Here is a 21,263-nt window from a genome sequence, read left to right as displayed (position 1 = left end):
GAGCGCTCAGAGCTTGCGGACATCGCGGGCCTCCACCGCCGCCTGGGTGACCGCGTCCAGCGCCGCGCCGGTGCCGGCCAGCACCGCCGCCGCGACCGCGCCCTCGACGAACGGCGCGTCGACGAGCACCGCGTCGTTGGCGACCCGATCCTCGAGGACGGTCCGCGCCGTGAGCACCGCACTGCCCAGGTCGGTCAGCACGAGCACCCCGGCGCCCCGGTCGGCCCGGTCGATGGCGACCAGGATGCGGTCGTAGCTGGTGCCGAGACTGCCGTCGTCGGTGCCGCCGGCCGCCTCGATCGGCACCTCCTCCCCCGCGACCTGTACCAGCATGTCGCGCAGCCCGTGCGCGAGCCGCTCGCTGTGCGACACGAGCACGATGCCGACTACCTGGCGCCCCACGGGTGATCCCATACCAGGCATGCTATGTCCATGAAGAAGTTCATCAACGACCCGGCCGACGTCGTCCGGGAGGCGCTCGCCGGGCTCGCCGCCGCCCATCCCGAGCTGCGGGTGGACCTCGACGAGCAGTACGTCGCCCGCGCGGACGCGCCCCGGCCAGGCAAGGTCGGCCTGATCTCGGGCGGCGGCTCCGGCCACGAACCGCTGCACGCGGGCTTCGTCGGCCTCGGCATGCTCGACGCCGCCGTCCCCGGTGAGATCTTCACCGCACCCGTGCCCGACCAGATCCTGGCCGCGACGAAGGCCGCCGACGCCGACGCCGGGGTCGTGCACATCGTCAAGAACTACACGGGCGACGTGATGAACTTCCAGCTCGCCGCCGAGCTGGCCGACGAGGAGGGCCTGCGGGTCGAGGCGGTGCTCGTCGACGACGACGTCGCGGTCGAGGACTCGACGTGGACCGCCGGCCGCCGCGGCACCGGGGCCACGCTCCTGGTCGAGAAGATCGCCGGGGCCCACGCGGAGGAGGGCGCCGATCTGGCCGCCGTCGCCGCGACCGCGCGTACGGTGAATGATCGATCGGCTTCGTTCGCCGTCGCGCTGACAGCGGGTACGACTCCCGCGTCTGGAAAGCCAGGATTCGACCTGGCCGCCGACGAGATCGAAGTCGGTGTGGGCATCCACGGCGAGCCGGGGCGCCGCCGCGAGAAGCTGCGCCCGGCAAAAGAGCTGGCCGAACTCATCGTCGACGCCGTCGTCAGCGCGAAACCTCTGGCCGGCGAGCCGCTGATCGTGCTGGTCAACGGGCTGGGCGGGACACCCCAGATCGAGCTCTACCTCATGTACGCCGAGATCTCCCGCCTCCTCACCGCCGCCGGCGCCACCATCGCCCGCTCCCTGGTCGGCAACTACGTGACGAGCCTCGACATGGCCGGCCTGTCGCTCACGGTCTGCCGCGCCGACGACGAGCTGCTGCGCCTGTGGGACGCGCCCGTGCGCACGCCGGCCCTGCGCTGGGGAGCGTGACGGCCGTGGACGAGGCGCTGGCCCGGGCCTGGATCGCCGCCGCCGCGGAGGCGGTGCGCGCGGAGGCGGAGCACCTGACCGACCTGGACGCCGCGATCGGCGACGGCGACCACGGCGTGAACCTGCGCCGCGGCTTCGACGCCGTGACCGCGGCCCTGGGCACGTACACGGCCGACTCGGCGGGCGACGTCCTCGGCAAGACCGGCACGACGCTGCTGTCGAAGGTCGGCGGCGCGAGCGGCCCGCTCTACGGCACGGTGTTCCGCGCCCTGGGCAAGACCCTGCGCCAGGGCGGCACGTTCACCGAGGGCCTGCAGGCCGCGCTCGACGGCGTCCGCCGGCTGGGCAAGGCCGAGGTCGGCGACAAGACGATGGTCGACGCCCTGGCGCCCGCGGTCGCGGCCTACGCCGCAGCAGTCGCCGACGGCGAGGAGATCGCGACCCGCGCCGCCGCAGAAGCCGCACAAACCGGGGCAGCTTCGACAGTACCGCTCCAGGCCCGCAAGGGCCGAGCGTCCTACCTGGGCGAGCGCAGCGTCGGCCACCCCGACCCGGGCGCCACGTCGACAGCGCTCATCCTGGAGGCGCTGGCCGACGTCACAGCCCGAGCGACCGGCCGATGATCTCCTTCATGATTTCCGTGGTGCCGCCGTAGATGGTCTGGACCCGGCTGTTGAGCCACGCCTTCGCGACCGGGTACTCCAGCATGAAGCCGTACCCGCCGTGCAGCTGCACGCAGCGGTCGGCCACCTTGTTCTGCAGCTCGGTCGTCCACCACTTGGCCTTCGCCGCGTCGGCGACGGAGAGGCGGCCCTCGTTCTGCTCGGCGATGCAGTGGTTGACGAACGTCCGCGCGATCGTGACCTCGGTGTCGAGCTCGGCCAGCAGGAACCGGTTGTGCTGGAACTTGCCGATGGGCCGGCCGAACGCCTCGCGGGTGCGGACGTATTCCAGCGTCATCGCCAGCACCGCCTCCGCCGACGCGACAGCGGCCACGGCGATGCCGAGGCGCTCGCGGGGCAGGTTGGCCATCAGGTGGTAGAAGCCGGCGCTCTCCTGGCCGATGAGGTGGTCGGCGGGGATGCGGCAGTCGTCGAAGAACAGCTCGGCGGTGTCGTTGGCCTTGAGCCCGACCTTCTCCAGCCGGCGCCCGCGCGTGAACCCCGGCGTGCCGGTCTCGACGCCGAACAGGCTGATCCCGTGCGCACCCTTGGCGTTGTCGGTCTTGGCCACGACCACGACGAGGTCGGCCATCTCCCCGTTGGTGATGAACGTCTTCTGCCCGTTGAGCACCCACGAGTCGCCGTCGCGCACCGCGGTGGTCCGGATCCCGGCGAGGTCGCTGCCGGCCCCGGGCTCGCTCATGGCGATGGCGGTCACGATGTCACCGGAGCAGAACCCGGGCAGCCACCGCTTCTTCTGCTCCTCGGTGGTCAGCTCGGTCAGGTACGGCGCCACGACGTCGTTGTGCAGCCCGAACCCGAGCCCGGACGCCCCGGCCGCGACGATCTCCTCGACGAGCACGGCGTTGAACCGGAAGTCCTTCTGCCCGCCCCCGCCGTACTCCTCGTCGACGTCCATCCCGAGCAGCCCGGCGGCCCCGGCCTTGCGCCAGATCTCGCGATCGACGATCCCGGCCTTGTCCCACTCGTCGTTGTGCGGGACTGCCTCGCGGGCCAGGAACTCGCGGCAGAGGTCCCGGAACGCCTGGTGCTCAGCCTCGTACAGGTGCTGCTCCATGCGCGAAAGTGTGCGCCGCGAGACACGGTCTCGACTAGAGGCCGAGCATTCCGTAGAGGTGGTCCGGGAGCGGCTGCGCGCCCTTGGGTTCGTCGGCCGTGACCGGCGCACCGAAGTCGGAGTAGGTGGCCGTCACGGGGTTGTCCGGGATGCTCACGGTCACGGTGGCCAGCCGATCCTGGTCATCGACGGTGGCCTCGAACGGCACCGCCTTGGCCGCCGCCCCGAGCTGCATGACCTGGGCGACGTTGACGGGCCCCCAGGCGGCGACGCGGGTCATGTCGACGGTCCCGGCGTACTTCCTCCCGTCGCGCCGGACATCGTGCGCGGCCGCGATGAGCGCCTGCACTCCGGTCGGGTCCTTGATCGCACTGAGCCCGAGCGACCCGGGCCTCGTCACCTTGGCCGTGTCCACGCTGTACCAGAGCTGCCCATCGAACCCGGGCAGCGGCAACCCGGTCAGCCGCGTGTAGGCGTTGCCCCGCACCTCGACGGTGTCGATCGTCAGCGAGGCCCCGCCGGAGCTGACCGACACCGAGGCGTTGAGCAGGTCGGCGACGGGATCGATGGCCCCCGCGTAGCTGCCCTCCTTGGCCACGACCTTGAACCGGTAACTGGCGAACCCGAGATGCCAGACCCCGGCCGCCAGCCCCGTGGGCGACGGCTTGGCGCTGACCGACGGCCCCGGCGCGGGCGCCTTGCTCCCCGTACACCCGGCCAGCATCACCCCGGCCACCACCGCACCGACCAGGGCGAGCACCTTCCACCCACCACCCGCCCCACCACCCGTGCCGCCGCCCCATCCAGCACTCCGGCCGACACTTCGTCCGACGCCCCGGCCACCGGCGCCACGCAGCCGGCCCGCCGGACGCGGACGGCCGGCGCCGTCGATAGGCCCGGCACCGTGCATCGGGCCGGCGCCGTCGAGCGGCCCGGCACCGCACAGCGGCTCGTGCTCTCCGGTGGCGAGGTGATCGGCGGCCCGCGAAGGACGGGTCCGGTGCTCGCCGGCCGCGGGGTGGTCGGCGGGCCGCGCTGGGCGGGGGTGGGTCGACGGGCCGGTCGTCTCCATCACGCGGCGGAGCGTACCGGGCGGGGCGTGGCCGCGAGGGCCGGCGAAAGCGAAAGTTCAGTTGTTCAACAGGTTGTACACAGCGGCGTTGGCCTGGGCGATCTCGGCCGGCTTGGGCACCGTGAGCTGGACCGGCTTGCCCAGGTCGCGGTAGTCGACGGTGAGCGTGCGCTGGGCCGTCCCCGCGTACTCCGGGACAGTCACCTTCACCGAGGCCAGCCGCCCCTGCGCGTCGAGCGTCACCACGAACGGCGCGGCCTTGGCCCGGGCCCCCAGCGCGGCCAGATCGGCCCGGTCGGCCAGCCCGAGGTCGCCGCCGCGGGTCAGGTCGTAGGTCCCCGTGATCTTGCCCTCGTCGCCCATATGCGCCTCACCGACCCGGGCCGCGAAGTCCTTGCTGCTGGTCGGGTCGTCGGTCTCGAACAGCCCGATGATCTCGGTGTGGTTCACCTTGGTCCGGTCGAACCGATACCACTTCTTCGCGTTGACCCCGGCCGCGGGAATGCTGGTCCGGAAGTACCGCTCCCCACCCCCGACAACGATCCCCTCGAGCGAGAACTTGACGCCCGAAGCCACCGAGTCGAGCCGCGCCTGCCGCTTGCCGGCCGGATCGACAACGCCTGTGACAGTTCCATTGTCAATCTTCATGGTGTACCCGTACGTCGTCGCCTGCAGCGCCTTCACCGCCCCGACGAGCACGTCCTTCCCCGCCGGCCCGCCCGACGCCGCCGCCGAGGTCGACCCGCTCCGCGGCGCCGCTCCCCCGCACCCGGCGAGCACGAGCACGACCAGCAGCCCCACGACCACCCCGGTAAACGCCTTCACCCGCCGCCCCACCCTCCGCCGCCTCCGAGGCCCCCCGACCGCCCCCAACGCGACCACAGCCCCGCGACTCCCCGCCACCGCCACCGCGCCACCAACCGGCACCGCGACGACATCACCGCGACCCCCCGCCGCCACCACTGCGCCACCAACCGGCACTGCGACGACATCACCGCGACCCCCCGCCGCCACCACTGCGCCACCAACCGGCACCGCGACGACATCACCGCGACCCCCCGCCGCGACTCCAGCACCACCGACCGGCCCCGCCACAGCCGGCACATCGCCAACCGGCACCGCAACGACGTCACCGCAGTCCAGCGCCGCCACCACCGCACTACCAACCGGCATCGCAACGACGTCACCGCAGCCCAGCGCAGCAACCACAGCACCGCCCGCCGACACCGCCGCGATCTGCGCGCCACTCGTCGGCGGCACGACCTGCGCCGGCAGCACGACCTGCGCGGAGGACATGGCGGGCGCGGGCGACATGGTGGGCGCGGAGGGGTCAGCGCGCTCGCCCTCGAACTGCCCGAGCGCCGAGTCCGGCATCGCGGGCGACATGGCGGGCGCGGAGGGCATCGCGGGCGCGGACAGCACGACCTGCGCGGAGGACATGGCGGGCGCGGGCGGCATCGCGGGCGCGGACGGCGCACCGGTTGCCGTGGGAGCGAACGGCACCACCGGCCGTAGCCGGGGTCGCTCGGCCGCGTCGGCGATCGGGGGCGGGATCAGCTCGCACGAGAGCCGGGCCGACAGCGCGGACACCCGTGAACCACCGCCCGATGCGGCCGGCGCGGTAAGCGCGCGCCATGTGGCCGTAACGCCCCGAGCGGGCCACCCGGCCGGGGCCGGCTCCGCGCGGGCGATGACCACCGGCACGGAGTCGGTGCGCGCAGACGCGGAGTCGGTGCGGGCCGGCGCGGTCAGCACGAGAGCGGTCGCCTCGATGCCCAGTGCGGTCCATGCGACCGGAGCCGACGACACCTGCGCGGCGACCGCGAGCGAAGACGAGGTGCGGCGGGGCAAGGTCGGCGGGTGGGTGGCGCCGGCCGGTGGTGTCAGCACCGGCCAGGTGGCCCTGAGTCCCCATCCGGACCAGGTCGGCGCGGCCGGGCGCGGGTGGGCGGTGGCGGCGGGCGAGGTCGCGGTCCGACGCGGTAGGGCGGGCCGGACGGCGGCCGGGCGTAGAGGAGCCGGGGCGAACGACAGGTGCGCCGGCGGCGCGGGCGTGGGCGGCGCGGCTGAGGCCAGTGCTGGGCGCATGCTCTTCCTCCCTGATGAGCGGGTTCTGCCGGTTCAACCGTTCTTGGGCCGGAACGGGTGCGCGTTTTGGGCGGGCACCGCTCGCCCCCGTTTTCGCGAGCGGTGCCCGACGGCCGGGACAGTAGTGAGGGGGTCTGACATTTTTTGGTTGTGGCTGCTCACACGCCGGCGCTAATGTACTGCCACATAAGACGCTTTGTACTAGTACAAAGGAGCCACGCGTGGAGACGTATCAGCAGACGGCCCGGAGTACGCCGCGGCGACTGGCCGAGCGGGCCTCGTACGATGCGGAGCTCGTGCACTCGGTGCTCGATGAGGCGTACGTCTGCCATGTGAGCTTCGTGGCCGAGGGCGAGCCGCGGGTGCTGCCGACGCTGCACGCGCGCGTCGGCGAGACCCTCTACCTGCACGGGTCCACCGGGAGCCGGCCGATGCTGGCCGCCCGCGACGACGGCCTGCCGGTCTGCGTCGCGGTGACCCTCATGGACGGGCTCGTCCTGGCCAAGTCGCAGTTCCATCACAGTGCCAACTACCGCTCGGTGGTCGTGCACGGTGTCGCGCGCCCGGTGACCGACGAGGCGGAGCGCGACCGCGCGTTCGCCGCGCTCGTGGACAAGGTCGCGCCCGGGCGCGAGGCGGACAGCCGGCGGCCGAGCCGGCGGGAGGCCGCGCAGACGATGGTGCTGGCGCTGCCCCTCGTCGAGGTGTCGGCAAAGGTCAGAGCCGGTGGGCCGAGTGACGATCCCGAGGACGCCGATCTTCCCCACTGGACGGGGGTCGTACCGCTCCGGCTCACTCGCGGGCTTCCCGTGCCCGCGGAGGCACAGGCAGTACCCCTGCCGGATTATCTGCGTCTGGAACGGGGGCCGTGGAGAGCTCCGGTCACGCTCCGTGGCCGTCACGTCGACCTGGAACCGCTTGACCACGCGCACGCGCCCGAGCTGTTCGCGGCGGTCGACGACGCCGAGGTGTGGGCGCATCTGACAAGCCCGCGGCCGGCCTCGGTGACCGATATGGCGGCGATCGTCGCGGCCGCGCTGAGCGACGGCGACCGCGTGCCGTTCGTGCAGCGTGAGACCGCGACCGGGCGCATCGTCGGCAGTACGTCGTTCTACGCGCCGAATCCGGCGCAGCGCTCGGTCGCGATCGGCTACACCATGATCGGCCGGCCCTGGTGGCGGACCGCGATCAACACCGAATCCAAACTGCTGATGCTGCGGTACGCCTTCGACACGCTCGGGGCCCTGAGGGTGGAGTGGCACACCGATGTGCGCAACGAGCGGTCACAGCGAGCGATCGAGCGGCTCGGCGCCCAGCGTGAGGGCGTGCTGCGGCGCCACCGCCAGCGCGCGGACGGGAGCCAGCGCGATACGGTGCTCTACTCCATGATCACCGACGAGTGGCCCGCGGCGCACGACCGGCTGGCCGCCGCGCTCGACGCGAAGGGCATGACGTGCTCGGCATCACCAATCCGCTGACGTACCTGCTGGGCACTGTCGCGATCGTCCTGCTGCCCGGCCCCAACTCGCTGTACGTGCTCTCCGTGGCGGCGCGCCGGGGCGTCCGCGACGGCTACCGCGGCGCCGCGGGCGTGTGGCTCGGGGACGCGGTGCTCATGGCGCTGTCGGCGGGCGGGGTGGCGTCGCTGCTGCACGCGAATCCGTGGCTGTTCGGGATCGTGAAGTACCTCGGTGCCGCGTACCTGGCGTTCGTCGGCATCCGGCTCGTGGTGAACACGCTGCGCAAGTCGGATCGGGCGGCGGCACCACCGGCCCCCGCCGACCGGCCGTTCCGGCGCGCCTTCGTGATCAGCCTGCTCAACCCGAAGGCGATCCTGTTCTTCGTGTCGTTCTTCATCCAGTTCGTGGACCCGGCGTACCCGCACCCGGCCGTCAGCTTCCTGGTGCTCGGAAGCGTGGTCGAGGTGCTGAGCGCGCTGTACCTGACCGGGCTGATCTTCGGCGGGCAGTATCTGGCCGACCGGTTCCGGGCCCGGCGCGCGCTGACCAAGGCACTGACGACGCTCGTCGGGGGCGCGTTCCTGGCCTTCAGCGTGAAGCTGGCGACGGCCAGCATCTCCTGATCGCGACCGGCCTTCGGCGAGCGCACCGCACGGGGTCCCCCATCTGGCTTCGGCCGGACGGGGGACCCCTTCGCTGCCCGGCCAGGCAAGTTCGGGTGTCTCGCGGTGTGCACACAGTAGCCAAAACGGCCAATTCGGGCAAATCGCTGTCGCTTTGAAAAAGTGTCGTACCCCCGGGGCAGGATGGGGGCATGGCTGAGCTGGACGGGTTCGGGGCGGCAACGAGCGAGTGGTTCCGCGCGGCGTTCGCGGCGCCGACCAAGGCCCAGGCGGGTGCGTGGAAGGCGATCAGCGCCGGTCGGCACGCGCTTGTCGTGGCGCCGACCGGCTCCGGCAAGACGCTTGCCGCGTTCCTGTGGTCGCTCGACCAGTTGGCCGCCCGCCCGGCCGAGGACCCGGCCCGCCGCTGCCGTGTGCTCTACGTCAGCCCGCTCAAGGCGCTGGCCGTCGACGTCGAGCGCAACCTGCGAGCCCCGCTCGTCGGCATCCGGCAGGCCGCGGCCCGGCTCGGGCTGGAGCCGCCGGACATCAAGGTCGGCATGCGCACCGGTGACACGCCGGCCGACGAGCGCCGGGCCTTCGCCCGCACGCCCCCGGACATCCTGATCACCACCCCGGAGTCGCTGTTCCTGCTGCTCACCTCCCAGGCCCGGGAGTCGCTGCGCGGGGTGGAGACCGTGATCATCGACGAGGTGCACGCGGTGTGCGCCACCAAGCGCGGCGCCCACCTGGCGCTGTCGCTGGAGCGGCTCGACGCGCTGCTGGAGCGCCCGGCGCAGCGGATCGGCCTGTCGGCGACGGTGCGGCCGATCGACGAGACGGCACGGTTCCTGGGCGGCGCGGCGTCCGTGGAGATCGTCCAGCCGCCCAGTGCCAAGACCATCGAGGTTGAGGTACAGGTGCCGGTCGAGGACATGACGGCGCTCGGGGAGGCCGCGCCCGGCGAGGACGACGACGGTGCACCCCGGCAGGCGTCGATCTGGCCGGCGGTCGAGGAGCGGGTGCTCGACCTGATCCAGGCCCACCGGTCGACGATCGTGTTCACCAACTCGCGGCGCGGGGCCGAGCGGCTCTGTGCCCGGATCAACGAGCTGGCCGCGGCGCGCGCGGGGGTGCCGCAGGACGAGCCGGCCCGGAGCCCGGCCGAGATGATGGCCCAGGCCGGGATGGCCGGGGGTGCGCCGCCCATCGTGGCCCGGGCCCACCACGGCAGCGTCGCCCGCGAGGAGCGCAAGCACATCGAGGAGGCGCTCAAGTCCGGGCAGCTGCCGGCCGTTGTCGCCACCTCCAGCCTGGAGCTGGGCATCGACATGGGCTCGGTCGACCTGGTGGTGCAGATCGAGGCGCCGCCGAGCGTCGCCGCCGGGCTGCAGCGGGTCGGCCGGGCCGGGCACCAGGTCGGGGCCGTCTCCCGGGGTGTGGTCTTCCCCAAGCACCGCGGCGACCTGGTCTCGTGCGCCGTCGTCGCGGAGCGCATGGTGGAGGGCGGGATCGAGGAGCTGCGCTACCCGCGCAACCCGCTCGACGTCCTGGCCCAGCAGATTGTCGCCATGGTGTCGATGGAGCCGTGGACCGTCGACGAGCTCGCCGCGCTGGTGCGCCGGGCCGCCGTCTACGCCGACCTGCCGGAGTCCGCGCTGTTCGCGGTGCTGGACATGCTGGCCGGGCGATACCCGTCGACGGCGTTCGCGGAGCTGCGGCCCCGGATCGTCTGGGACCGCACCGACGGGGTGCTCACGGGCCGGCCCGGCGCCCAGCGGCTCGCCGTCACCAGCGGCGGCACGATCCCCGACCGGGGCATGTTCGGGGTGTTCCTGGCCGGTGCCGAGAAAGCGGCCCGGGTCGGCGAGCTCGACGAGGAGATGGTGTACGAGTCGCGGGTCGGCGACGTGTTCCTGCTCGGCTCGACGTCCTGGCGGATCGAGGACATCACGCCCGACCGGGTGCTCGTCTCCCCCGCGCCCGGCGCCGCCGCGAAGATGCCGTTCTGGAAGGGCGACTCGCCGGGGCGGCCGGTGGAGCTGGGCCGGGCGATCGGGGCGCGGCTGCGCGGGTTCGTGAAGTCCGGCGACGAGGCGGCCCGGGCCCACCTGCGCAACGGCGGACTCGACGACTGGGCGGCCGACAACCTCCTCGCCTACCTGCGCGAGCAGCGCGAGGCGACCCGACACCTGCCCGACGACCGCACAGTGCTCGTCGAGCGGTTCCGCGACGAGCTCGGCGACTGGCGGATGACCGTCCACTGTGTCCTCGGTGCGAAGGTCAACGCGCCCTGGGCGCTGGCGATCGGGCGCCGGCTCAACGAGCGCTACGGCGTGGACGCCCAGGTCATGCCCAGCGACGACGGCATCGTGGTCCGCCTGCCCGACATCGCCGACGAGCCGCCCGGCGCCGACCTGGTCGCCTTCGACCCGGACGAGATCGCCGCGATCGTCGAGGAGACCGTCGGCACGTCGGCGATGTTCGCCGCCCGGTTCCGCGAGTGCGCGGCCCGGGCCCTGCTCCTGCCCCGCCGCGACCCCCGCCGCCGGCAGCCCCTGTGGCAGCAGCGGCAGCGCTCGGCCCAGCTGCTCGACGTGGCCCGCGACTACGCCGACTTCCCGATCACCCTGGAGGCGGCCCGCGAGTGCCTCCAGGACGTGTTCGACGTCGGCGGCCTCGTCGGGGTCATGCGCGACATCGCCGGCCGCAAGCTGCGGCTGGTCGAGGTGGAGACGCAGCGGCCGTCGCCGTTCGCCCGGTCGCTGCTGTTCGGATACGTCGGGGCCTTCCTCTACGAGGGCGACGCGCCCCTGGCCGAGCGCCGCGCCGCCGCCCTCGCGCTCGACCCGACACTGCTGGCCGAGCTCCTCGGCCGGGTGGAGCTGCGCGAGCTGCTCGACCCGGCGGTCGTCGCCGAGACCGAGGCGACCCTGCAGTGGCTCGGCGAGCAGCGCACCCCCCGCGACGCCGAGGACGTCGCCGAGATGCTGCGGGTCCTGGGCGACCTCGCCGACGACGGTCTCGCGGTCCGCGGCGCCGACCCGGCCTGGGCGCAGGAGCTGGCCGCCCAGCGCCGGGCGATCCAGGTCCGCATCGCCGGCGAGCCGCGCTGGATCGCCGTCGAGGACGCCGGCCGCTACCGCGACGCGCTGGGTGTGGCGCTGCCGGTCGGGCTGCCCACCGCCTACCTCGATCCGGTCGCCGACCCGCTCGCCGACCTGGTCAGCCGCTACGCTCGCACGCACGCCCCGTTCACGGCGGCGGCCTGCGCCTCCCGGTTCGGCCTCGGCGTGTTCGTCGTCGAGCAGGCCCTGCGCCGCCTGCCCTCGGCCGTCTCCGGCGAGTTCTCACCCGACGGGGCCGGCACCGAGTGGTGCGACGCCGAGATCCTGCGCCTCCTGCGCCGCCGCTCCCTGGCCGCGCTGCGCCGCGAGATCGAGCCCGTGCCGCCCCGCGTCCTGGCCCGCTTCCTCCCGCAGTGGCACCACATCGGCTCCGCCCGCGCCCGCGGCGCCGAGGCCGTCGCCTCCGCCATCGAGCAGCTCCAGGGCCTCCCGATCCCGGCCTCGGCCCTGGAGCGGCTCGTGCTGCCGGCGCGGGTGTCGGACTACAGCCAGGCGTACCTGGACGAGCTCACCGCCTCCGGCGACCTCGTGTGGGCCGGCACCGGCGCGATAGGCGAGCACGACGGCTGGGTGACGCTGGCCTTCGCCGACGCCGCCCCGCTGCTGCTGCCCGCGCCGTCCGAGGTGGGCGGCCCGCTGCACGAGGCGATCCTGGAGGCTCTGGCCGCCGGTCAGGCGCTGTTCTTCCGCGGCCTGGCGGAGACCATCCACGCCCCCGAGGGCGAGCTCATCGCCGCCCTCTGGGACCTGGTCTGGGCCGGCCACCTCTCCAACGACACCATCGCCCCGCTGCGGGCCAAGCTCAGCGGCGGTGGGGCACACCGCTCCCGCCCGTCCGCCCCGAAGTCCCGCTACCGCCGTGCGGGCTCGCTCTCCCTGGGCCGGGCCTCGCTGGCCGCGGCCCGGACCGGCCCGCCGACAGCCGCCGGCCGCTGGTATCGGCTGCCCGATCGCGATCTCGACACCACCCGCCGCGCCACCGCCAACGCCGAGCTCCTGCTCGACCGGCACGGGGTCGTCACCCGCGGTGCGGTCATGGCGGAGGACCTGCCGGGCGCGTTCGCCGGGGTCTATCCGGTGCTGGCCGCCATGGAGGAGCGGGGGGCGGCCCGGCGCGGGTACTTCGTCGAGGGCCTGGGCGCGGCGCAGTTCGCACTGCCCGGCGCGGTCGACCGGCTGCGCGGCGGGTCCGAGCACCGCGACGCCCTGGTGCTGGCGGCCACCGATCCGGCCAACCCGTACGGGGCGGCGCTGCCCTGGCCCGAGCGGGTCGTCGACGCCGGGGACGGGGAGCGGTCGGGGCACCGCGCCGGGCGCAAGGCCGGGTCGCTGGTGGTGACCGTGGGCGGCGACCTGATCCTGTACGTCGAGCGCGGCGGGCGGACGCTGCTGTCCTATGCGGATGATGCGGAGCTGCTGGCGTTAGCGGCGAAAGCACTGGCCGACGCTGTCCACGGGGGTGCGCTGGGGGCCATGTCCGTCGAGCGGGCCGACGGGGAGTCGATCCTGCAGTCGCCGCTGCGGGATGCGCTGGCCGGGGCGGGATTCCGCAGCACGCCGCGCGGTCTGCGGCTTCGCGGCTGACGTATCGGTGGCTCGGGCGGCGTGCTCGCGGGTCAGGCGTAGGTGATGGTTACCCGGGAGGTCGATGTCAGTGCGAGGCGGGTGGCGGCGTTGCCACCGTTCACGGCCACCGCTGCGTAGCCGGCCGAGTCGGTGAACACGACCAGGGCGCCCGGGTCGGCGTCGGCGAACGTTGCTCCGTGCACGGCCGGCACGCCGTTGACCTCGACCGTCGCGGGGACGTCGGCCAGGCACGCGGCCGGGGCGGCCAGCTGGACGTTGCCGAAGTGGTCGATCGTCTGCACGTCGGCGCTCAGGTGGCCGGGGGCCTGCTCGAAGTACAACGGCGGCAGGTTCGTCAAATCGTGGATCTCCGGGCCGCCCTCGTGCAGCGGTGAGCCCGTGGCCAGCCTGGCCGCCACCGGGGCGAAGATGTCGCGGCCGTGGAACGTGGAGGAGACCTGGGGGGCGAACCACGCCGCGTTCGTGAGGTGCACGGCCGTGGACAGGCCGCCCAGGGCCTCGGCGGCCGGGAGGAGCAGGCCGTTGTCCGGGCCCACCAGGAGGCTGCCGTCGCGGGTGGACAGCGCCACCGGGCGGCGCGCCGTGCCCACGCCCGGGTCGACCACGGCCAGGTGGACGGCGCCCGGCAGGGACGGGGCGGTCTGGGCCAGGATCGCGGCGGCGCGGCGGATGTCGCCCGGCGGGATCAGGTGCGTGATGTCGATGACGCGGGCGGCCGGGGCCAGGCGGGCCAGGACGCCGTGGCAGGCCGCCACGAAGCCGTCGGACAGGCCGTAGTCGGTGGTGAAGGAGATCATCGCGATAGTGTCCGGTCCATGCGGCTTTGTGTGTTCACCGAGCCCCAACTGGGGGCCACGTACGAGGACCAGCTTGCCATTGCGCGGCGGGCGGAGGAGCTCGGGTTCGAGGCGTTCTTCCGATCGGATCACTTCATGAGCCCCGGCAACGACGGGCCGCCCGGCCCGACCGACTCCTGGGTGACGCTTGGCGCCCTTGCGCGGGAGACGTCGACGATCCGGCTCGGGACGCTCGTGTCGTCGGCGACGTTCCGGCTGCCGGGGCCGCTGGCGATCGCGGTCGCGCAGGTCGACGCCATGAGCGGCGGGCGGGTCGAGCTGGGGCTGGGGACCGGGTGGCTGGAGCGGGAGCACTCGGCGTACGGGATTCCGTTCCCGCCGATCGGTGAGCGGTTCGACCGGCTCACGGAGCAGCTGGAGATCATCAAGGGGCTCTGGGCGACGCCGGACGGGGCGACGTACAGCTTCGAGGGGCGCCACTACGACCTCGTCGAGTCGCCTGCCCTGCCGAAGCCGGTCCAGCCCGCGGGGCCGCCGGTGATCATCGGTGGCAAAGGGGCCAAGCGGACCCCCGCGCTCGCCGCCCGGTACGCCGACGAGTTCAACGTGCCGTTCTCCTCCCTGCCGGACACCGACGCGCAGTACCGGCGGGTGGTCGCGGCGATCGAGCAGGAGGGCCGCGACGGACGGGCGCCGATCGTGTTCTCCTTCGCCCAGACGATCGTCTGCGGGCGCGACGAGGCGGAGGTGCGCCGGCGCGCGGAGGCGCTCGGGCTGGACCCGAAAAAGCCGCAGGACGGGCAGCTGTACGGCACCCCCGAGCGGCTGGCCGAGCAGATCCACGGATTCGTGCAGGCGGGCGCCTCACGGGCGTTCCTGCAGCTGCTGGACCTGCGCGACCTTGACCACCTGGAGCTGCTCGCGGCCGAACTGGCACCGCGTCTCGCCTGACGCTCCCGCACACGCGTACGGGTGCGCGTCCGCTCGGGCGCGCGCCCGCGTGCGCCGTAGCCCGCCCAACGCGTCCGCGCGAGCGCTGTCGTCGTCGGACGCGTCCGCGCGAGCGCTGTCGTCGTCCAAGCGGTCCGCGCGAGCAACGTGGCTTTCTGAACGCGTCCGCGTCCGCGCGTCCGCCGCTGTCGTCGTCCAAGCGGTCCGCGCGAGCAACGTGGCTTTCTGAACGCGTCCGCGTCCGCGCGTCCGCCGTAGCCCGTCCGACGCGTCCGCGCGGGCGCCGCGGCTCAGCTAGGCCCACGCATCCTCGCGAGCAACGTGGGCCTTCTGAAGGCGTCCGCGCGTCCGCCGTACGTAGCCCGTCCGACGCGTCCGCGCGGGCGCCGCGGCTCAGCTACGCCCACGCATCCTCGCGAGCAACGTGGCCTTCTGAAGGCGTCCGCGTCCGCCGTAGCCCGACCAACGCCTCCGCAGCCGCCGCGGCTCAGCTCGGCCTGCGCATCCGCGCGTGCGCCGTAGCCCGTCCAACGCGCCCGCGCGAGCGCCGCGGCTCAGCTACGCCCACGCATCCGCGCGAGCAACGTGGTCGTCTGAACGCGTCCGCGCGCCGCAGCCCAAACAGCGCGACCGGGCGCGGGCGCCACACACTGCCAGCGCGACCGTTTAGGCGACGCCGCCGACTCAACGCGACCGCGCGACCCCGCCCGGACGCCGCGCCACGCCCAAGCGCCTCCGCGCGAACAACGCCGTCGGCCGACGCAACCGCGCGACGCGCAGGCGCCGCGCTTTGGCCAGCGCCTCCGCGCGAGCAACACCGCCCGCCCGACGCTTCCGCGCGAGCAATGAGGCCGCAGCTGCGCGTCCGCGCGATGATGTCGTGCCCGAGGCGGGTGGCCGCGTGCAAAGCCGGGTGGCCACGTGCGAGGGCGGGGCGCGCGCGTGCGGAGGCGGGGTGGCCACGTGCGGGGGCGGGGTGGCCATGTGCGAGGGCGGGATGGCCGGCGCGCGGGGACGGGGTGGCCGCATGCGAGGGCGGGGGGCGGCGTGCGGGGGGCGGGGTGGCTCGACTAAAGGTGCCCAAGACGGGCAGAGACGCCGGGTGCTGCGAAAGGCGACGGCGCTCTGTGGGGTGCTGCTGGTGCTGGTGGCGGCACTGGCGGTACCACTGCAGCCCGAAAAATCATCCAAAGTGCTCTGCGTCGGCGACGACGTGCAGGCACGCGCGGTCGCGGGGCTCGCCAACTTCTCGGCGTGGCTCCGGCGCAACCGCGCGACCGGGTTCATCGGTGAGATCGGCTGGCCCGGTGATCGGGACGCCGCGCAGTGGAGCCGGGTGGCGGAGGCGTGGTACTCGGCGGCCGACGCCATCGGGCTCCCGGTCACGGCGTGGGCGGCCGGGACGTGGCCGGCCAACTACCCGATGGCCGTGTACCGGCCGGTCGCGCAGGGCCTGCAGGTCGATGTGGCCGGGCCGCAGGCGCGCATCGTCGAGCGGCACGGCAGTACCCCCGGATATCTGCGCGGTGTGAACCTGGCCGCCGGGTCGTTCGCCGCCTCCGACAGCAACGGCGGGTTCGGCACGGGCAATCCGGGGCGCTACGGGCAGGACTACACGTACGAGACGCCGTCGAGCTACGGGTTCCTGGCCGGGCGCGGCGTGCGCCTCGTGCGGCTGGCGGTCAACTGGGAGCGGCTGCAGCCCCGCCCGTTCGGGCCGCTGGACGCGACCGAGCTCGCGCGGGTGCGTACCGCGCTCGGGCATGCGCATGCCGCCGGGCTCGCGGTGATCATCGACCTGCACAACTACGGCGACTACGCGCTCGGAGGCGGGCGCGCGGGCGCGTTGCGGATGCTGCGGCTCGGGCAGTTCGAGCTGCCCACGACCGCCCTCGCCGACTTCTGGAGCCGGATGAGCCGGGCCGTCGACGATCCCGCCGTCATCGGGCTGGGGCTGCTCAACGAGCCGACCCGGCTCGCCGCCGACGGACGCGCGGGCGCGCTGATCTGGCAGCGGGCGGCCCAGGAGGCGGTCGACGCCATCCGCGCGACCGGGGACCGGCGGGCGATCCTGGTCAGCGGCTACATCCCGATGGGGCCACCGTCGTGGGGCGAGATGCACCCCGTCGCGTGGATCCGGGACCCGGTGCACCGCGTCGCCTACGAGTCTCACGCGTACTTCGACCACGACGGCAGCGGCCACTACTGGATGTCCTACGCGGACGAACTGCGCAGCGTCACCTGGCCCGCGCCCGCGCGCTGCCAGCCCTTGACACCGCTCGGGCGCCAAGTGCTCACTGCTTGAATGCCGGCGTCAGTACTCCAAGCAGCCCCAACCGACCTCGAAGACGCCCTCGAGATCTGGCGGGCCGCCAACGAGGCCCGCGGCCACGCGCCGGACGAGACCCGGATCGAACGCGTCCGCGCGAAGCTACGAGCGGCCGACGCGCGTGTCGTAGTGGTCGTCGACGGCGCCGAGACGGTGGCGATGGGCCTGGCCGAGCCCGGTCGGGCCGACGACGGCGCGGGCGCGCCGATCCCCGGCTACGGCCACGTCTCCATGGTCTTCGTCGCGCCCGCGCGCTGGGGCCGCGGCCTGGGCGGCCTGGTGCTCGACGGCCTCCACGCCGGCGGCTGGCGGCGCACGACCCTGTGGACGCGCACGGGCAACGCGCGGGCGCGGCGCTTGTACGAGAAGGCCGGATACCACCCGACCGGGCGGGTATCGACGCTCGCGGCGGGTGACGGGATCATGCAGCTCGAACGGATCGGCTAGCCTCTTGCTGAGATGAGGCGGCTGGCGTTACTGCTGATCGGGCTCGGCGTGGGACTGTTCGCCGGGTCGCAGCTCTCCGCGTCCAGGGCGCAGGCGACCGCGCTGTGGACGGGCGTCGCGGCGACCGTCGTCGGCCTGGTCATGCTGGCCGCGGCCCCCTCCGACCCCTACGAGGAGCCCGCCGAGGGTGACGAGCGCCGACCCGCGCTGTCCGGGCTCGGCACCCGCGTCGAGGGCGTCCTGAAGCTGGCCGAGCAGCAGGCGGCCGACCACCTGCGCGAAGCCGAGCGGGACGCCAAGAAGGTGCGGGCCCGGGTCGAGGCCGGGCTCTGGGCGGTGCTGCGGGAGGGCGACGACGGCCAGCGGTACGAGGTCGCCCGGCTCGAGTCGCGCTCGGACGCGGACTCGGTTGTCGCCGCGCTGGAGGCTCGAGGGCACCTGCAGCGGTACACCGTGGCGCCGGCGGGTTCGTAACGTGCCCGAAGGCGACACCGTCTGGAACACCGCGCGCGTGCTCGAGGCCGCGATCGAGGGTCAGACGATCACGAAGAGCGACTTCCGGGTGCCGCAGCTGGCCGCCAAGAACCTCGCCGGCTGGACGATCGCCGAGTCCGCGTGCCGCGGCAAGCATCTGCTCCTGCGGCTGACGAAAGACGACCGGGAGCCGCTCACCCTCCACTCACACCTGCGGATGGACGGGGCGTGGCGGACGTACCGGCCGGGAGAGCGTTGGACGGGGCGCCCCGCCCACCTCATCCGGGTGGCGCTGCACACGCCGGCCGCCGTCGCCGTCGGGTACCACCTGCACGAGCTCGCCCTGGTGCCGACCCGCGAGGAGGAGCGGCTTGTCGGGTTCCTCGGGCCCGACCTGATGGGCGACGAATGGGACGGCGACGAGGCTGTGCGGCGGCTGCTGGCCAAGCCGGACCGCTGGATCGCCGACGCCCTGCTCGACCAGCGCAACCTCGCCGGGATCGGCAACCTGTACAAGGCCGAGACCCTGTTTCTGCGCGGCGTCTCCCCGTGGACCCCGGTCGGTGAGGTGCCCGACCCGGCCGGTCTGGTCGCGCGGGCGCGTGCGTTGCTCAACTCCAACCGCGGCCGCTGGACCCAGACGACTACCGGCTCCTTGCGCCGCGGCGAGACCCACTGGGTGTTCGAGCGCTCCGGTCAGCCCTGCCGCCGGTGCCGCACCACGATCCGGCGGTGGACGGGCGGCGACAACGACCGCATCACGTACTGGTGCCCGCACTGCCAGCTCGGGAACGGCCCGCCCGAGCGCGCGTGACGGCCCGGCCGGACGAGGACCAGGTCCCCCTCGGCGTCGAGGTCGACAAGCCAGAAGTCCTGGTTGTCGTGCTGTGCGAACACCCTCGTGACGCTATGCGCCCCGCCGCGAAAAGCCCCGTGCCCTAAGCCAGATTTGAAGCCCGCTTATTGGCAACGTATCCATCACGGACACTGGCCGGTTGTTACTCCCGTGACCGGGGAGATTCATGAGGGCGGCCACGGGGTAGGGTGCTGGCCGGGAATGCAGTCGGACGACACCGGCCACGCACGCTTCCGCGCGTCACTCGACCGCGGCCGGCGGGTGACCTGGACCATCGCCGCGTCCGCGCGGCCGGGCTCCACGCGGCGTCACGGCGGGCCGCAGCGCGGCCAGGTGGGCGCCGCAGCCGTACGGCCGCAGGTACAGGCCATAACGCTTCACGGGGAGGAGCGATGGATCACCGCCTGACCCGGCGAGGGATGCTCGCCGGGCTCCTCGCAGCGGCCGCGCTCACCGCGTGCGACGGCACCCCGGGCGTCGCCCCGAGCCCGACCCCGTCGTTCGACCCGCCCCAGGACGAGCCGATCGCCATCTGGGAGCTCACCGGCGGCCTGACCGCGCCCGGCATCGCCGCCCTGCGCCCGCCCCGCCTGGTCATCTACGGCGACGGCGACGCGATAGCCGACGCGACGTACCGCTCCCGCCTCGACCCCGACCAGCTCCGCACCCTGTCCAACGGCCTGGCCGACGACCTGCGCGCGGTAGCGTCGCAGAAGAAGCCGACGCCTACCCCGACGATCGTCGACGCACCTGTCACGAGGGTCACCGTGTGGACCCCGACAGGCCCGCTGAGCTTCACGGCCGAGGGCTTCGACGAGCTCAAGCCCGAGCGCGTGTACGCCGACGCGCTCTACAACGCCCGCGACCGCCTCGCCAACGTGCACAAGACGGTGTCCGCGACCGCGCAGCCGTACCTGGCCACCCGGGTCCGCGTCGTGGCCGTCCCTGTGCTGCAGGGCCAGGCCGGCACCGGCTCCCCGATCATCACCGACCCGTCACCGTCCGCAACCGAGGCCCCATGGCCGCCGGGCATCACCCTGCCTGCGCCGAACGCGGAGGGCCTCCGCCGAGCCGACCTGGACGGCGACGCCGCAAGATCGGCGGTCCGCACCCTGACCCGCGACCTGGACCAACGCGGCGCCTGGCCCGCATACCGCATGCCCGACGGCACGATGGCCCGCGCCAGCTGGCGCTACCTGCTGCCGAACGAGTGACCATTCCCGCGATATGTCGGGCGCTCCGCACACCGACATATCCGATTTATACCCCGACAGGCGAAAAAATGACTTACTCGGGTCCGCGCCACTGGGGGTGCGCCGCTCCCGTCAGCGCCTACTCCGGATCGGTCAATGCGAAGCCCGCCGAGCCAGGGCAGGCGAAGCGGTCGGCGCCGGGGCGTCTCCCGTCAGCGTCGGTGGCGATAACGGTATAGGGACATAGGGCATACGCTGTTTGCAATGGCGCAAGGCCGGCTAACGCTGGGTTAACGTCGAGCTCGGAACAATCGTGGTGTGGGCGGACAGCTGAGCTTCTTCAATCGGGCGGAAACGTCTTCCATGCGCGACCGGACTCGGGTGCGGAATTATTCGCCGCTCAATGAGGAGTTTCGGCGCGAGCATGCGCGGCATCGGGATTGGGGACTGGCGCAGCGGCACGCAGCCAAGCTCCGCCGCCGGCGCGACGCTCCGATCGAGCCGCTCGACGCCGCTCTCGCCTCGCCTGCCAGTGCCGTCCCGCTCACCGACGCGGCACCATTTGCCGGAGCTGCACCGCCCATCGGCGCCACACGAGATGCCGAGGCTGCGCCGCCTGTCAGCTCCGCGCCGCTCACCAGGTCCGCGGCACTAGCCGAAGACATGTCACCTGCCGGGGTCACGCCACCTATTGGCCTCAAGGTGCTCGTAGGAGTCGCGTCGCCTGCTGGTCCCACCCTGCCAGTGGTCATGAGGCCCGCGCCCGAAGACAGCCCGCACCAGTGCCTCTCGGCTACTGATCGGTCGCCTTCCGGTGCCGCGTTCGCCGGGGTCCTTTCTGCCTCAGCCTTTGGCTCGGCTGCTCACGAGGGCGTGCCGGTCGTCGGGGTGCGGCGCCGCGAGGAGCGGGTTGGACCGGCACCGCAGCATGTGGCGTTCTCTCGGGGTAAGGACCGGACAGCGTGGTCCCGGCCGTTGTCTGGTTACCGATTGTTGGCTGAGGTTCGTCGGATGGGGCCAGGTCCGTTGTGGTCGTCATTCGGTGGTAACGGGTCGCGAGCGCCTGCGGCGAATAAGGGCAATAGTCTGTTCGTTCTGCTTCATTTTTGGC

Annotated in this window: 16 protein-coding genes; 11 read left to right on the top strand and 5 right to left on the bottom strand. The window is 73.3% G+C overall.

The features are described from left to right. Positions 1–6 precede the first annotated feature (6 nt). Entirely contained in the window at positions 7–414 is a 408-nt protein-coding gene (dhaM, locus tag Dvina_RS08815; protein ID WP_223101916.1) for a dihydroxyacetone kinase phosphoryl donor subunit DhaM, read from the bottom strand. Positions 415–432: 18 nt separating this feature from the next. Here dhaM and dhaK point away from each other — a divergent pair, with 18 nt between their 5' ends. Both dhaK and dhaL read left to right on the top strand, forming a co-directional pair. Continuing rightward, a complete protein-coding gene (dhaK, locus tag Dvina_RS08810) occupies positions 433–1,428 on the top strand; it encodes a dihydroxyacetone kinase subunit DhaK (RefSeq protein WP_223101915.1) in 996 nt (331 codons plus the stop codon). Continuing rightward, positions 1,425–2,051: a dihydroxyacetone kinase subunit DhaL gene (gene dhaL / locus Dvina_RS08805; protein ID WP_246656110.1), complete on the top strand. Its 627-nt coding sequence runs from the start codon at positions 1,425–1,427 to the stop codon at positions 2,049–2,051. The genes dhaK and dhaL overlap by 4 nt, the downstream gene beginning before the upstream one ends. Here dhaL and Dvina_RS08800 read toward each other — a convergent pair. From Dvina_RS08800 to Dvina_RS08790, 3 genes are read right to left on the bottom strand one after another with little or no spacing between them, the layout of a single operon-like run. After that, positions 2,026–3,168 carry an acyl-CoA dehydrogenase family protein gene (locus tag Dvina_RS08800; RefSeq protein ID WP_223101914.1) on the bottom strand — a complete coding sequence of 381 codons (1,143 nt, stop codon included), beginning with the start codon at positions 3,166–3,168 and terminating at the stop codon, positions 2,026–2,028. The genes dhaL and Dvina_RS08800 overlap by 26 nt on opposite strands. Positions 3,169–3,202: 34 nt before the next feature. Next, positions 3,203–4,243 carry a LolA-like protein gene (locus Dvina_RS08795; protein WP_223101913.1) on the bottom strand — a complete coding sequence of 347 codons (1,041 nt, stop codon included), beginning with the start codon at positions 4,241–4,243 and terminating at the stop codon, positions 3,203–3,205. Positions 4,244–4,297: 54 nt separating this feature from the next. Further along, the gene (locus Dvina_RS08790; protein WP_223101912.1) at positions 4,298–5,065 is read right to left on the bottom strand and encodes a hypothetical protein; all 768 of its coding nucleotides are present in this window, start codon (positions 5,063–5,065) and stop codon (positions 4,298–4,300) included. A 1,484-nt stretch (positions 5,066–6,549) separates the two neighbouring features. Here Dvina_RS08790 and Dvina_RS08785 point away from each other — a divergent pair. The 3 genes from Dvina_RS08785 to Dvina_RS08775 all read left to right on the top strand — a co-directional run bounded on the left by Dvina_RS08785 (position 6,550) and on the right by Dvina_RS08775 (position 13,102). Beyond that, the gene (locus tag Dvina_RS08785) at positions 6,550–7,806 is read left to right on the top strand and encodes a bifunctional pyridoxamine 5'-phosphate oxidase family protein/GNAT family N-acetyltransferase (protein ID WP_223101911.1); all 1,257 of its coding nucleotides are present in this window, start codon (positions 6,550–6,552) and stop codon (positions 7,804–7,806) included. After that, positions 7,782–8,411, top strand: a complete 630-nt coding sequence (gene leuE, locus Dvina_RS08780; protein ID WP_223101910.1) for a leucine efflux protein LeuE — start codon at positions 7,782–7,784, stop codon at positions 8,409–8,411. The genes Dvina_RS08785 and leuE overlap by 25 nt, the downstream gene beginning before the upstream one ends. Before the next feature lie 191 nt (positions 8,412–8,602). Next, positions 8,603–13,102: an ATP-dependent helicase gene (locus tag Dvina_RS08775; RefSeq protein WP_223101909.1), complete on the top strand. Its 4,500-nt coding sequence runs from the start codon at positions 8,603–8,605 to the stop codon at positions 13,100–13,102. A 32-nt stretch (positions 13,103–13,134) separates the two neighbouring features. On the opposite strand, the gene Dvina_RS08770 is transcribed toward Dvina_RS08775, so the two are convergent. Further along, entirely contained in the window at positions 13,135–13,902 is a 768-nt protein-coding gene (locus tag Dvina_RS08770; protein ID WP_223101908.1) for an SAM hydrolase/SAM-dependent halogenase family protein, read from the bottom strand. 18 nt (positions 13,903–13,920) lie between these two features. On the opposite strand from Dvina_RS08770, the gene Dvina_RS08765 reads away from it, so the two are divergent. The 6 genes from Dvina_RS08765 (at position 13,921) to Dvina_RS08740 (ending at position 20,173) form a co-directional block, all read left to right on the top strand. Beyond that, on the top strand, positions 13,921–14,853 hold the full coding sequence (locus tag Dvina_RS08765) for an LLM class F420-dependent oxidoreductase (protein WP_223101907.1): 933 nt from the start codon (positions 13,921–13,923) through the stop codon (positions 14,851–14,853). Between the two features lie 1,102 nt (positions 14,854–15,955). Further along, complete coding sequence (locus Dvina_RS08760) at positions 15,956–17,158, top strand: glycoside hydrolase family 5 protein (RefSeq protein WP_223101906.1); 1,203 nt, start codon at positions 15,956–15,958, stop codon at positions 17,156–17,158. Further along, positions 17,159–17,629: a GNAT family N-acetyltransferase gene (locus tag Dvina_RS08755; RefSeq protein ID WP_223101905.1), complete on the top strand. Its 471-nt coding sequence runs from the start codon at positions 17,159–17,161 to the stop codon at positions 17,627–17,629. A 12-nt stretch (positions 17,630–17,641) separates the two neighbouring features. Continuing rightward, the gene (locus Dvina_RS55505; RefSeq protein WP_223101904.1) at positions 17,642–18,103 is read left to right on the top strand and encodes a hypothetical protein; all 462 of its coding nucleotides are present in this window, start codon (positions 17,642–17,644) and stop codon (positions 18,101–18,103) included. A gap of 1 nt (position 18,104) precedes the next feature. Continuing rightward, positions 18,105–18,917 (top strand): DNA-formamidopyrimidine glycosylase family protein, encoded by an 813-nt coding sequence (locus Dvina_RS08745; RefSeq protein ID WP_223101903.1) that lies wholly within the window; start codon positions 18,105–18,107, stop codon positions 18,915–18,917. A 434-nt stretch (positions 18,918–19,351) separates the two neighbouring features. Then, on the top strand, positions 19,352–20,173 hold the full coding sequence (locus tag Dvina_RS08740) for a hypothetical protein (protein ID WP_223101902.1): 822 nt from the start codon (positions 19,352–19,354) through the stop codon (positions 20,171–20,173). Positions 20,174–21,263: the final 1,090 nt, after the last annotated feature.

This window comes from Dactylosporangium vinaceum, from assembly GCF_019904175.1.
Classification (GTDB): domain Bacteria; phylum Actinomycetota; class Actinomycetes; order Mycobacteriales; family Micromonosporaceae; genus Dactylosporangium; species Dactylosporangium vinaceum.
This window is presented reverse-complemented; position numbering and strand designations above follow the sequence as displayed.

What these genes read in the sequence shown, in the direction of transcription:
- dhaM (WP_223101916.1), bottom strand. Translation starts at nt 414, where the DNA reads ATGGGATCACCCGTGGGGCGCCAGGTAGTCGGCATCGTGCTCGTGTCG.
- dhaK (WP_223101915.1), top strand. Translation starts at nt 433, where the DNA reads ATGAAGAAGTTCATCAACGACCCGGCCGACGTCGTCCGGGAGGCGCTC.
- Dvina_RS08800 (WP_223101914.1), bottom strand. Translation starts at nt 3,168, where the DNA reads ATGGAGCAGCACCTGTACGAGGCTGAGCACCAGGCGTTCCGGGACCTC.
- Dvina_RS08775 (WP_223101909.1), top strand. Translation starts at nt 8,603, where the DNA reads ATGGCTGAGCTGGACGGGTTCGGGGCGGCAACGAGCGAGTGGTTCCGC.
- Dvina_RS08770 (WP_223101908.1), bottom strand. Translation starts at nt 13,902, where the DNA reads ATGATCTCCTTCACCACCGACTACGGCCTGTCCGACGGCTTCGTGGCG.
- Dvina_RS08765 (WP_223101907.1), top strand. Translation starts at nt 13,921, where the DNA reads ATGCGGCTTTGTGTGTTCACCGAGCCCCAACTGGGGGCCACGTACGAG.
- Dvina_RS08755 (WP_223101905.1), top strand. Translation starts at nt 17,159, where the DNA reads ATGCCGGCGTCAGTACTCCAAGCAGCCCCAACCGACCTCGAAGACGCC.
- Dvina_RS55505 (WP_223101904.1), top strand. Translation starts at nt 17,642, where the DNA reads ATGAGGCGGCTGGCGTTACTGCTGATCGGGCTCGGCGTGGGACTGTTC.
- Dvina_RS08740 (WP_223101902.1), top strand. Translation starts at nt 19,352, where the DNA reads ATGGATCACCGCCTGACCCGGCGAGGGATGCTCGCCGGGCTCCTCGCA.